The 13,963-nt window shown below is 65.0% G+C and carries 3 protein-coding genes; 1 reads left to right on the plus strand and 2 read right to left on the minus strand.

The window, feature by feature from the left end; all coding sequences use genetic code 11:
- Positions 1-7: 7 nt before the first annotated feature.
- The gene (locus ACF8O8_RS06730; RefSeq protein ID WP_010954972.1) at positions 8-2,446 is read left to right on the plus strand and encodes a TonB-dependent siderophore receptor; all 2,439 of its coding nucleotides are present in this window, start codon (positions 8-10) and stop codon (positions 2,444-2,446) included.
- A 68-nt stretch (positions 2,447-2,514) separates the two neighbouring features.
- Here the strand turns inward: ACF8O8_RS06730 and ACF8O8_RS06735 are convergent, their stop codons facing one another.
- Both ACF8O8_RS06735 and ACF8O8_RS06740 read right to left on the minus strand, forming a co-directional pair.
- Positions 2,515-3,471 (minus strand): alpha/beta hydrolase, encoded by a 957-nt coding sequence (locus ACF8O8_RS06735; protein WP_010954973.1) that lies wholly within the window; start codon positions 3,469-3,471, stop codon positions 2,515-2,517.
- Between the two features lie 42 nt (positions 3,472-3,513).
- Positions 3,514-13,926: an amino acid adenylation domain-containing protein gene (locus tag ACF8O8_RS06740; protein ID WP_392509414.1), complete on the minus strand. Its 10,413-nt coding sequence runs from the start codon at positions 13,924-13,926 to the stop codon at positions 3,514-3,516.
- Between the last annotated feature and the right edge of the window lie 37 nt (positions 13,927-13,963).

Here is a 13,963-nt window from a genome sequence, read left to right on the forward strand (position 1 = left end):
TGAAAAAATGCCAACACAACGTCTTCGCCCCCACGCTCTGGCGCTGGTCATTCGCCGCTCGTTGCGCCTTGCAGCGCCAATGGCCGTCGGCCTGGCGGGCCTGCCGGCGATCGCCCAGGCCCAACAGGTCCAGTTCAACGTGCCGGCCCAGCCGCTGGCCAGCGCCTTGTTGGCCTTCGGCTCGCAATCGAACCTGCAGGTGCTCTATAGCCCACAGGACGTGGAAGGCAAGCGCAGCAGCGCACTGACCGGTGCAATGGAGCCCGCCGCGGCCCTGTCGCGGCTGCTGCAGGGTACCGGTGTGAGCTACCAGATCCAAGGCAACCAAGTCACCATCCACACCCGGGAGGGGGGCGCTGCGGTGGAACTTGGGGCAACCAACATCGATGGTAAGGGTTTGGGGCAAACCACCGAGAACACCGGTTCCTATACCACCGGCAGCATGCAGACCGCGACCAAACTGCCACTGACCCTGCGCGAAACCCCGCAGGCCGTCACCGTGATCACCCGCCAGCGCATGGACGACCAGTCGATGCGTAGCCTCGACGACGTGGTCCAGGCCACTCCTGGTCTGCGCATGTCGGCCGCGCGCCCGGCCAACAGCGAGTACTTTTCCCGCGGCTTTCCCATCAACAACCTGATGTTCGATGGCCTGCCCACCACCTACAACGCCGACTGGGTCGCCGCGGCCGACATGGCGCCCTACGACCGCGTCGAGATCGTGCGGGGCGCCACCGGCATGATGCAAGGTGCCGGCAACCCGTCGGCAGCCATCAACATGGTGCGCAAACGCCCTACCAAGGATTTCCAGGGCAGCGTCACCGGCTCGGCCGGCAGCTGGGACAATTACCGCGGCGAACTCGATCTCAGCGGCCCACTGAATGACAACGGCAGCGTCCGTGGCCGCTTCGTCGGCGCCTACAACGACAAGGACAGCTACCAGGATTACGCCGGTCGCGAACGCGGCCTGTTCTACGGCATCACCGAGTTCGACCTGACCGACGACACCACACTGACCGTTGGCGCGTCGAACCAGAACGACAACAACAACATCAACTGGGGTGGCCTGCCGGTCAACCGCGATGGCAGCCATGTGGGCTACTCGCGTTCGCGCAATATGGGCTACGACTGGAGCTACCAGGACATCGATAACACTACGGTGTTCGCCGAGGTCGATCACCGCTTCGACAACGACTGGCGCCTGCACCTGGCGGCGTCCAAGAACTGGTCGGACTTCGCCATGCAAGGCGCCGTGTTCGAGCGCACCGGTTCGGCAACCAACGAAGGGTTCCGCCAGCGCGTGTTCAACCAGCGCCGCGACTACGACCAGTCGACCTACGACGTCTATGCCAATGGCCCGTTCCAGCTGTTCGACCGCCAGCATGAACTGGTGGTGGGCGCGAGCAAGCGCGAAGTCAAGACCAGCGCCCACGGCGGCACCGTGTTCATCCCGGTCGACAGCCTCTTCAGCGTCAACCCCAGTGGCATCGACAAGCCGAATGTCGATGATATCTACAACCTGAGCGAGCACGTCGAGCAGGAAGGGGCGTACGTCACCACCCGCCTGAACATCGCCGACCCGCTGAAGGTCATCCTGGGTGCACGCCTGGACTGGTACGACAACAAGTCGGTGTACAGCGAAATCAACGACGGCTACTACACCAACAGCGATTACAAGGTCACCCGCAACGTCACCCGCTACGCCGGAGTGATCTACGACCTGGACGACCACCACTCGGTCTACGCCAGCTACACCGATATCTTCATGCCGCAATCGGAACTGGCGCGTGACCGCTCCATCATCCGCCCAATCGAAGGCAAGAACTACGAGATCGGCATCAAGGGCGAGTACTTCGACGGCGCACTCAACGCCAGCGCGGCGATCTTCCAGATCGACCAGGAAAACCGCGCCGCAGAAGCTTCTAACCAGGAAGGTTGCGTCGACATCACCTGCTACGAAGCCTCGGGCAAGGTACGCACCCACGGTATCGACCTGGAGTTGATGGGCGCACTGACCCCCAACTGGCAAGTCGGCGCAGGCTACACCTACTCGCAAACCAAGTACCGCAAGGATGCCGACAAGAACAAGGAAGGCACCAAGTTCGACACCGACCTGCCAGAACACCTGTTCAAGCTGAGCACCACCTACACCTTGCCGGGCGAGCTGAACCAGTGGCGCGTGGGCGGTAACGTGTATGGCCAGAGCAGCATCTTCAACAAAGGCAGCAACAGCTTCGGCAACTACCACATCGATCAAGGTGCATACGCGGTAGTGGGCCTGATGGTCGGCTACAAGGTCAACAAGAACCTCGACACTCGCCTGAACCTCAACAACGTATTCGACAAGAAGTACTACCAGGGCATTGCCAGCAACAACTCCTGGAGCCCGTACGACGTGTATGGTGACCCACGCAACTTCACCATCACCGCCAAGTACAGCTTCTGATCGCCTGACGTTGAACGCAAAAAACCGCACCCAGGTGCGGTTTTTTCATGGATGCCTGAAAGGCTCCCTTACAGATGCTGCTGCAGTGCCTCGACCACCATCGCCAGGCCTTCGTCGGCCTCCTCGATGATCGAACCCATACGCATGAAGTCATGGGTCACTCCCGGGATCACCGCAAGCTGCACCGCCACCCCGGCTTGCTCCAAGTGCCGTGCATAAGCGACACCCTGGTCATGCAGCGGGTCGCACTCGGCAATCAGCATCAGTGCAGGTGCACTGTTGCTGGCGACGCTGCCCAGCAACGGTGAAAAACGCGGATCGTGACGGTCTGCCGGCACCGTGGCGTATTGCTGGTAGAACCACTCCAGGGTCTGCGCTTCAAGCAGGTAACCGCTGCCATAGCGCTGCACCGAAGGCCGCCGGCAACTGGCATCGGTCACCGGGTAGATCATTACCTGCAGGCGCGGTGCCGGCAGCTCGCGCTGCGCAGCCAACTGGTTGGCCAGAATGGTAGCCAGGCTACCACCGACACTGTCGCCCACCACCGCCAGTCGCTGCGCATCGATGCCCAGCGCCTCGGCCTGCTCGACCAACCAGCGCCAGGCATCCAGGGCATCGTCACTGGCTGTCGGGAAACGCCACTGCGGCGCCAGCCGGTAGCCCACGGCAATCACCGGCACCCCGGCATCCTGCGCCAGGTTCCAGCACAGCGTGTCATGCGAATCGAGGCTGCCCACCACGTAGCCGCCGCCATGCAGGTACAGCAGCGCCGCGCCGGCCAGTGCAGGGTCGGCCTGCGGCGGGCGGTACAAGCGCACCGGCAAGGTATGGCCATCGCGGGTGGTCAACGAAAGGTCGCTGATGCAGTCCGGCTCGTCGGCCTTGCCCGCAATCAGCGCCGAGGACTCTTCGAACTGGCGGCGCGCCTCGTCCGCCGCCAGGGCATGCATGGGCAGCACCTTGCCGGCGCTGCGTCCGGCCTCCACCAGTTGCAGGTAGGCCGCCAGGTCAGGGTTCAGGGACATCGTTCGATTCTCCAGAGGGGCCGCGCTGGCGGCCCCGAAAGCTCATGAAAGTTCAATGACGCAGGCGTGCGTGAGGTTGGGTTCGAGCAGCGCTTGTACGTCGTCGAGCAGGGTGGCCTCATGCGGCACCTGGAAGTGCCCACAGGCCAGCAGCCGCGCAGTGTCCAGGGCCTGGCCAAGCTGCGCGGCCAAGGCTTCGCGCTCATCGTCACGGCCCGCTACCCACCAACTGTGCGGTACCACCTGCACGGGCTGGCAAGTGTGCAGCTCACGCGACAGGCGCTTGAGGCTGCGCGCAGTGATGAACACCTGGGTCAGTTCATCGACGCCCAACCCCGTCGCCCCCTGCCTGTTGCCCAGTGCCTGCGTGATCAGCGCCCGCGCACTCCCCTCGCCTTCCGGCAGCGCCACATCACGCTTCACGGGCTGCGCCGAGGGTACGGTGGCCTGCAACAGCTCGTTCAAATCGTCCAGCCAATGATCGACTTGCAGGTGGGTTTGCGTGCTGGGCACGAAGCTGTCCAGCAGCGCGAGCAACTCCACGCGCTCACCCTGCCCTTCCAGCACCGCCGCCATCAGTGACGCCAAGGTGCCGCCGAGCGACCAGCCCAGCAAGCGGTACGGGCCATGCGGCTGCTGTTCACGCAGGCAGGCAACGTAGTCGCTGGCCATGCTCTGCAGCGACGCTTCCTGCCAGGCACCGTCGAGCAGCTGCCGCGCCTGGATGCCGATGACCTGGCAGCGTCCATTCAAGCGCCTGGCCAGCGGTTCGTAATCGAACACCGTGCCAAACCCGGCATGCACGCAGAACATCGGTGCCTGGCCAGCCACAGGGGCGTTGAGCGACAACAGCGGGCTGTGCTTGCCCGCCACGGCGGTCAGCTCGGCGATGGTCGACTTCTGGATCAGGTCACGCAGGCGCAGGGTAAAGCCGATTTTTTTCAGCCCACGGGCCTTGGCCACCACCTGCATGCTGAGGATCGAATCGCCGCCCAGCTCGAAGAAGTTGTCGGTGATACCGACCTGCTCAACCTTGAGCACGTCCTGCCAGATGCGCGCGATGGCCAGCTCCAGTTCGTTGCGCGGTGCCACATGTTCACGCAACGCCTGCATCGCAGGCAGCGCGTTGCGATCGAGCTTGCCGTTGGGGCTAAGCGGCATCCGCTCCAAAACCATCAGCTGCGCCGGCACCATGTACTCGGGCAGTTCTTGCTTGAGCCGCTCGCGCAATTGCTCGGCAATGCCTTGAGCGTGTCCCTCGGCCAGGGTCACATAGCCGAACAGCTGTTTGCCGCTGGGGCCGTCGCGCACCACCACCGCCGCCTGGCGTACCGGGTCCATGTCGGCCAGGCGCGCCTCGATTTCGCCCAGTTCGATGCGGAAACCGCGAACCTTGACCTGATTGTCCAGGCGCCCGAGGTAATCGAAGGTGCCGTCCTCCCGCTGGCGCACCAGGTCACCGGTACGGTACAGGCGCCCACCCGGGTTGCCTGGGTCGGCGACAAAGCGTTCGGCGGTCAGCCCCGGGCGGTTCAGGTAGCCGCGGGCCACGCCGGTACCGCCCAGGTAGAGTTCTCCCGCCACACCGGGCGGCAGTGGGTTCAGGTCAACGTCCATGACATAGGCGCTACGCTGCCCTACCAACGTACCTATTGGCGCATAGACCGCGCCGCAAGGCTGCTGTGGCGCGGCTTTCCAGATCGTCGGGGTAACCACGGTTTCGGTCGGCCCATAGCCATTGATGATGTACTGCGGCTGCAAGTAGGCATGCGCCTGTTCATAGCTGGCCTGCGGCACCGCATCACCGCCGAAGCAATAGATGCGCATCGGCGGTGGGTTGCCGTGCTCGCGTACCTGCTCGATCAATTGCTGCAAGTACACCGGCGGGAACGCTGCGACGCTCACGCCATGGCGATGCAGTGCCTGGCAGGTCTGCTCCGGGGTCCACAGCTCATCGCCGCGCAGCAGCACACTGCCGCCGTGGGTCAATGCGGTGAGCCAACGCTCGTGGGCGCCGTCAAAGGCAAACGACATGAACAACAGCTCGCAGTCGGCGGGGGTCATCTCATAGCGCTCACCAATAGCCTGGCAGTGCATCGCCAGCGCGTCATGGCTGACCACCACGCCTTTGGGCTTGCCGGTGGAGCCGGAGGTGTAGATGACGTAGGCCAGGTTCTCACCCTGCAGCGTTACCTGGGGTGCATGGCCTGGCCACTGCGCGGGGTCGAAACTGTCCAGGTTCAAGGCATGCACGTTGGCCAATTTCGGCAGGCCCGCCAGGGCCGCGGTCTGCGACACCAGCAGCGCGACGCCGGAGTCTTCCATCAGGTAACTCAGGCGCTCGGCGGGGTACGCCGTGTCGATCGGCACATAGGCTGCGCCAGCCTTGAGCACCGCCAGCAGGGCGACGATCATCTGTGGGGTACGTTGCAAGGCGACGCCCACCCGCACTTCAGGACCCACGCCTTCAGCAATCAGAGCATGTGCCAAGCAATTGGCGGCGCGGTCGAGTTCGGCGAAGCTCAGGGTTTGCCCATCGACCTTGACCGCCACGGCATCACCTTGCTGCTGCGCCCATTGCGCGATGCGCTCGTGGACCAGCAGCGGCGCCTGTTGCGCTGGAGGCGTCAGCGCACGCAGGGGCGCGCCGGGCAGCAGCCCGAGGTTGCCCAGGCGCGCCCGGCCGTCCAGCGACAGCGCCTGCAGCAGCGCCTCCATGTTGGCGCGAATGCCCGCCACCGCTTCCTCGCTGAAGCACTGGCGCAGGTACATGTACTCGATGATCAACTGGTCTTCGACGATGACCATCAGGTCCATCGGGAAGTCGGTCAGGCCGGAGCCACCGACATCGCCGAATTGCAGGCTGTCGTCCTTCCACTCGCGCAGGGTGCGGTCCAGAGGCTGGTTCTCGAACACGATGATGCTGTCGAACAGTGGTTGGCCACTGCGCCCGGCCCAGCGCTGGATTTCGCCCAGTGCGGTGTACTCGTGGTCACGCAGCTCCAGGTTGATGCGCTGCAACTGCTGCAGCCACTGCCCGACCTGCGCCTGCGGGTCGACCTCATGAATCACCGGCAGGGTGTTGATGAACAGGCCCAGCATGCTCTGCACACCCGGCAAGGCGGCCGGGCGCCCCGCCACCGTGGCGCCAAAGCTGACACTGCGCTGGCCGCTGTAGCGGCTGAGCAGCAACAACCAGGCGCCCTGCACCAAGGTGTTGAGGGTGATGCGCTGGGATTGTGCGAAGGCCTTGAACGTCTCGGTCTGCGCGACACTGAAACGGCTGTAGAGGGCCTGGTGGCCGCTGCCGCGCTCACCGCTGGCGAAGGCATCGGCCAGGTAGGTCGGCTCCTGCAGGCTGGCCAGCTGCTGCTTCCAGAACGTTTCGCTGTGGCGCGGATCCTGCTGGCGCAGCCAGCCGATGTAGTTGCGGTAAGGCACCACGCTGTCGAGCGTCTGCCCCGAATAACAGGCCAGGACTTCGCCCATCAACTGCGACGTACTCCAGCCATCGAGCAAGATATGGTGGTAGGTCCAGATCAGTTGATGGCGCTGATCGTCCAGGCGCACCAGCAGCATGCGCTGCAGCGGCGGCCTGGCCAGGTCGAAGCCGCGTTCACGCTCTTCGTTGGCCAGTGCCTCCAGCGCCTGCGCGCAATCGCCACGACCGCGCCAGTCCAGCTCACGCAATGGCAGTGGCAACTGCCCCATCACGTACTGCAATGGCTCATCCAGGTCTTGCCAAAGGAAGCCGGTGCGCAATACGTCGTGGCGCGCCACCACCGTTTCCCAGGCTTGGCGCAGGCGCTCGGCAACCAGGCCCTGTACCGGTACGCTCAACTGGTTGATGTACAGCTGGTCTTCAGGGCGGCCGTTGAGGCTCAGGAACAGCATGCCCTGCTGCATGGGCGACAGGCTGTAAAGGCCATCGACCCCAGCATGCTCCAGGGGCAATGCCTGCACCTGTTGCTCAGTCAGGCTGTGCAGGGCAACCGACGGCTGCTCGACGATCTGCCATTGGCCTACCCGAGCCGCCAGCTGCTCAATGGTCTGCAACAGAAACAGGTCGCGCGGGGCAATGTCCAGCCCCAGTTGCCGGGCCTGGCTGACCACCTGGATGGCGATGATCGAATCGCCTCCCAGGGCAAAGAAGTTGTCCTGCATACCGACTTGGGGCAGGTTCAGCACCGTCTCCCAGATCGACGCCAGTTGCTGCTCCAGCGCCGTGCGCGGAGCGACATACACCTGCCTGGCGGCGTTGAAATCCGGTGCCGGCAAGAGGTTGCGCGCCAACTTGCCGTTGGCGGTGACCGGCAAGTTGGCGAGCAGCATCAGGTGCGCCGGCACCATGTAATCGGGCAAGCCCTGACCGAGGAAATACGCCAGTTGCTCACGCAGTCGCTGGCCCGCCTCGCTGCCCGGCTCGGCCTGCTCGGCAGCCATCGGCACCACATAGCCCACCAGTTGCTTGCCGCTCGGGCCGTCCTGGGCCAGCACCACTGCCTCGCGCACTTGGGCGTGCTCGGCCAGTCGTGCTTCGATCTCACCCAGCTCGATACGCAGGCCGCGAATTTTTACCTGGTGGTCGATACGCCCGGCGTAATCGATCACACCGTCCGGGCGATAGCGCGCCAGGTCGCCAGTGCGGTACAGACGACCGCCCTGTTCATCGAACGGATCGGGCACGAAGCGTTCAGCCGTCAGTGCCGGGCGACCGTGGTAGCCCCGCGCCAGGCCAATGCCGGCCAGGTACAGCTCCCCATTGACGCCGCGCGCAGCGGGCAGCAGGTCGGGTTCGAGGATGTGCGTGCGCAGGTTGTCGATCGGTTGGCCGATCGGCACGCTGAAGCCCTGCTTGTCGCCGCAGGTCCAGTGGGTCACGTCGATGGCGGCCTCGGTCGGACCGTACAGGTTGTACAACCCGGCATGAGGCAGGCGCTCGCGGCACTGTTGGGCCAACACGGCCGGCAGCGCTTCGCCACTGCACACCACGCGGCGAACGCTGCGGCACTGCTCGACCTCGGCGCTGGCCATGAAGGCCTGCAGCATCGAAGGCACGAAGTGCAGGGTGCTGACCTGGTGGTCGATGATGGTCTGGCACAGGCGCTGCGGGTCGCGGTGATCGCCGGGCAAGGCCACGGCCAGGCGCGCGCCGGTCATCAGCGGCCAGAAGAACTCCCACACCGACACATCGAAGCTGAACGGGGTTTTCTGCAGCACCGTGTCGCTGGCATCCAGGCCATAGGCGCCTTGCATCCACTGCAGGCGGTTGAGCAGCGCCTCGTGGGTGTTGCCCGCGCCCTTGGGCCGCCCTGTGGAACCGGAGGTGTAGATCACATAGGCCAGGTTGGCGAGGCGAACGTCCACCTCAGGGGCGGTGTCGGCATAGCCGGCCAGCCACTGCGCGTCCTGGTCCAGGCACAGGATACGTACCGCTGCCGGCACCGGCAGGCGCTCGGCCAATGCTTGCTGGCTGAGCAGCAGGCCGATGCCGCTGTCCTCGATCATGTAGGCCAGGCGGTCGCTCGGGTAATCCGGGTCCAGCGGTACATAGGCGCCCCCGGCCTTGAGCACGGCCATCAGGCCTATCACCAGTTCCAGGCTTCTTTCCACCGCCACGCCAACCAGCACTTCCGGGCCGACACCTTGCTCACGCAGTTTGTTCGCCAGGCGGTTGGCACGCTGATCCAGTTCGGTGTAGCTAAGGGTGGCATCGGCGAAAATCAACGCCGGCGCCTGCGGATGACGCTGGGCCTGATCCTCGAACAATTGATGCACCAGGCGCGCCTGCGGGTAGGCCACTGCGGTCGCGTTCCAGTCATGCAGCATGCACTGCTGCTCGAGATCATCCAGCATCGGCAGTTGCGCGACCACCTGGTTGGCGTCGCGACTGATGGCCTGGAGCAGATTGCGCCAGTGCCGGGCCATTTGCTCGATGGTCTGGCGGTCGTACAGTTCGGTGGCGAAGGTAAAAGCTGCCGTCATGCCGTCAGCGTGCTCGGCGGTATCCAGCGCCAGGTCGAACTGGGTGCTGTGCACCTGCCAGTCGACGGCCTCGATCTGCAGCCCCGGCACTTCCCGTGGCGCGCCTTTGGCCTCGGCCTGGTGGTTGAACATCACCTGGAACAGCGGGTTTTGGTTGAGGCTGCGGTCCGGTTTCAAGGCGGCGACCAACTGTTCGAACGGCAGGTCCTGATGGGCCTGGGCATCCAGCGCGGTCTGGCGCACCTGGCGCAGCAGCTCGACGAAACGCAGGCGCAGGTGAAACTCGGCCTTGTGCACCTGGGTATTGACGAAGAAGCCCACCACCCCTTCGGTTTCGCCGCGCGTGCGATTGGCCACCGGCACGCCCACGCGGATGTCCGGCTGAGTCGAGTAACGATGCAGCAGGGTCTGGAAGCTGGCCAGCAGCAACATGAACAGGGTGACGCCCTGGGCCTGGGCCTGCCGCCTGAGTGCCTGCACCAGCGGCGCGTCCAGCGCCAGGCTCAACTGGCCGCCAGCGCGGCTTGGCTGCGCCGGGCGCGGGTAGTCGGTCGGCAATTCCAGCACCGGCTGTTCACCGCCCAACTGTGCTTCCCAGTAGGCCAGCTGCCGCGCTTGCTCGCCCGCCTCCAGCCATTGGCGCTGCCAAGCCGCGTAGTCGGCGTATTGCACCGCCAGCGCGGGCAGTTCGACGGCCTGCCCGTGACGATAGCCCTGGTACAGCGCCACGAGCTCGTTGACCAGCACCGCCATCGACCAGCCATCGGTGATGATGTGGTGCAGGTTCATCACCAGCACATGCGCCTGGGCCTCAAGGCGCAAAAGGTCAACGCGGATCAGTGGGCCGTTTACCAGGTCGAAGGGTTCACGGGCCAACTGCTCGACCGTGGCCTGCAATTCGACAGCATCGACATCCGCCTGGCGCAGGCATGCACCCTGCGCCTCGGGGGCGTGAATCACCTGGCGCGCTTCGCCGTTGACCTGGACGAAAGTGGTGCGCAGGCTTTCGTGGCGTGCCACCAAGGCCTGGAAGGCCTGCTGCAGCGCCGCCACATCCAGCGACCCGCGCAAGTGCAGGGCCGACGCGATGTTGTAGGCGGCGCTGTGCGGCTCCAGTTGCCACAGTACCCATTGACGTTGCTGGGCATACGACAGCGCCAGGGGCTCTCCCCGTGGCACCACAGCGATGGCCGGCAGCTGCGCACCCGTCGTGGCAGCCGCCACCCGCTCGGCGAAGCCCGCCAGGTCCTGGGCCTCGAAGACACTGCGCAGCGGCACTTCCAGCGCCAGTTGCTGGCGCACGCGGCCAATCATCTGCGACGCGAGCAAGGAATGGCCACCCAGTTCGAAGAAGCTGTCGCTCAAGCCAACCTGCCCGACCTTCAGCACATCGGCCCAGATCGCCGCCAGCGCTTGCTGCAGCGGGCTGGTCGGCGCCTGGTACTGGCGCTGGGCGGCGGCAAGGTCAGGCGCCGGCAGCGCCTTGCGGTCGAGCTTGCCGTTGGGGGTCAGCGGCATGCGTGGAATGAACACCAGGTGGGTCGGCACCATGTAGTCCGGCATCGACTTCAATGCGTGGGCCTTGAGTGCCTGGCGCAGGGTTTCCTGAACCTCGGCATCAGCCTGCAGCAGGCTGGCATCGTACGGCACGATATAGCCTGCCAGCTGCTTGCCCAGCGGCCCGTCGACGTCGATCACGGCCACTTCGCGCACCGCACCGAAGCCCTGCAGGCTGGCCTCGATCTCGCCCAACTCGATGCGGAAACCGCGAATCTTCAACTGGTGGTCGATGCGCCCCATGTACTCCAGCACGCCATCGTCGCGGTAGCGCACCAGGTCGCCGGTGCGATACAGCCGGCCGTGGCCGTGCGGGTTGGGGATGAAGCGCTCGGCGGTCAGCCCTGGGCGCTTCAGGTAACCGCGCGCCAGGCCATCGCCGCCAATGAACAGTTCGCCGCTCACGCCCACCGGCACCGCGTCGAACTGGGCGTCGAGGACGTGGAAAGTGGTATTGCCGATCGGCTTGCCCAACCACACCTGGCGGCTGTCGGTGACCTTCTCGATACCCGACCAGATGGTGGTTTCGGTCGGTCCGTAGAGGTTCCAAACATGCCCTGCCTGGTCGATCAGGCGCTGGGCCAGCTCGCTGCTCAAGGCCTCGCCGCCGCTGATTACCCGCTTGCCACGCAGGGCCTGGGGCGGGGCGTTGTCCAGCAGCATGCGCCAGGTCGACGGTGTCGCCTGGATCACGCTCACCGCCTGTTGCTCGATCACCCGCAGCAAGGCGAAGGGATCTTTGTTCTGCTGGTCGGCCAGTAGCACCACGCTGGCCCCGTGCAGCAACGGAAGGTACAGCTCCAGGCCGGCGATATCGAAGGACAGAGAGGTCAGCGCCAGTACCCGGTCGCTGGCCGCGATACCCGGTTGGACGGCCATGCTGGTGAGGAAGTTGACCAGGGCACCGTGGCGCACCGTGACGCCTTTGGGCCGGCCGGTGGAGCCTGAGGTGTAGATGACATAGGCGGGATGATCGGCATCGACGTCAAGCGGCAAGTCTTCTGCGGCAGCCGAGGCGTAGCACGCGGTATCAGTGTCCAGGCACAGGCTGGCGACCGTGGCCGGCACCTGCAGCCTTGCCAGCACAGCCTGCTCGGTCAGCAGCAACCCCAGGCCGCTGTCCTCGATCATGTAGGCCAGGCGCTCGGCCGGGTAGTCCGGGTCGAGCGGCACGTAAGCGCCCCCTGCCTTGAAGATCGCCAGCAGGCCCACCAGCATGCGCGGCCCGCGCGGCATCGCCACACCCACCAGCACTTCAGGGCCGACGCCACGCTCGCGCAGGGCGTGGGCCAACTGGTTGGCCTGGCGGTTGAGTTCGGCGTAGCTCAAGGTCTGCTCGCCAAAACGCAGCGCCACGGCATCGGGCGTGCGACACACCTGCTGTTCGAACAGGCGATAGACGCCGAGCTTGGTGGGATAGGCCATCTGCGTCTGATTCCACTGGCCGAGGATGCGCTCGCGCTCGTCGTGCTCCAGCAACGCCAGCTCCAGCACACGCTTGCGCGGGTCCTGGCAGGCCTGAATCAGCAGGTTACGCCAGTGCCGCGCCATCTGTTCGATGCGCGAGACATCGAAGAGGTCAGTGGCATAGGTCAATGACGCGAACAGTCCATCGGCGTGCTCACGGGTGTCCAAAGTCAGGTCGAACTGAGTGGTGCGGCTGTCCCACTCCAGCCCACGCACCTGCAAGCCACTGAGCTGGGCATGGGCGTCGCTGGCAGCTTGCGCCTGGTGGTTGAACATCACCTGGAACAGCGGACTGTGGCTCATGCTGCGCTCCGGTTGCAGCGCCTCCACCAGTTGTTCGAACGGTAAGTCCTGGTGCGCCTGGGCCTGCAACGCGGTTTCCTTGACCTGTTGCAGCACATCGATGAAGCGGCTGTGCAGCGCGAAGTCGGCCTTGAGTACCTGGGTGTTGACGAAGAAACCGATCAACCCTTGCACTTCACTGCGGTTACGGTTGGCGATCGGTACGCCCACGCGCACCTGGGGCTGGCCGCTGTAGCGGTGCAGCAAGGTCTGGAACGATGCCAGCAACAGCATGAACAAGGTTACACCCTGGGCATTGGCCAACGCCTTGAGCGACTGCAGCAACACGGCATCGATCTCGATGCCCACCCGCGCGCCGCGCCCGCTGGGCGCCACCGGCCGGGAGCGATTGGTCGGCAGGCTGAGCACCGGTTGCTCCCCGCCGAGGGTGTCCTTCCAGTAAGCCAGCTGCCGCGCCTGCTCACCCGCTTCCATCCAGTTGCGCTGCCAAATGGCATAGTCGGCGTATTGCACCGGCAGGGCCGGCAGATTCGGTGCCTGCCCCTGGCTGAGGCGTTCGTAGCACTGTACCAAATCGTTGATCAAGATCGGCATCGACCAGCCGTCAGCGGCAATATGGTGCACGGTCAGCACCAGCACGTGGTCGTCTTCGCCAAGCGGCAGCAGGTTCAGCCGCAACAGCGGCCCTTGTTCAAGATCGAACGGCTTGGCGATGCACGCCTCGACGTGCTCGCGCAAGGCGTCGCTGGTCGCGCTCATGCCGATGAGCGGCTCGATGAGCAACTCGAACGGCATCTGCGGGTGGATGATCTGCACCACGCGGTCGCTGTCTTGTCGCAACGTGGTGCGCAGCACTTCGTGGCGCTGGATCAGCGCCTGGCAGGCACCGCGCAAGCCCTCGATATCCAGCCGCCCCTGCAGCTGCAGCGCCGCACCGATGTTGTAGGCTCCGCTGGCGGGGTCCAGTTGCCAGAGAAACCACTGCCGCTCCTGGGCGTAGGACACCGGGGTCGGGTCGGCCGGGTCGCGGGCGAAGATGCGCGTCACCCCGTAGAGGTTGACACCCTGCTGCTTGAGCAAGGCGGCCAGGGCCTTGCGCTCCCGGGACGACAGTGACTCCACGGAATCGAGCAATGCTTGCACTTGAACATCTCCTACCAGGGCACCGGTCTTTGCCTGC

Origin of the sequence: Pseudomonas sp. TYF_14, from assembly GCF_043105275.1 — a bacterium.
GTDB lineage: Bacteria > Pseudomonadota > Gammaproteobacteria > Pseudomonadales > Pseudomonadaceae > Aquipseudomonas > Aquipseudomonas alloputida.

Coding starts and splice junctions, on each gene's coding strand:
- ACF8O8_RS06730 (WP_010954972.1), top strand. CDS start 8: ATGCCAACACAACGTCTTCGCCCCCACGCTCTGGCGCTGGTCATTCGC.
- ACF8O8_RS06735 (WP_010954973.1), bottom strand. CDS start 3,471: ATGTCCCTGAACCCTGACCTGGCGGCCTACCTGCAACTGGTGGAGGCC.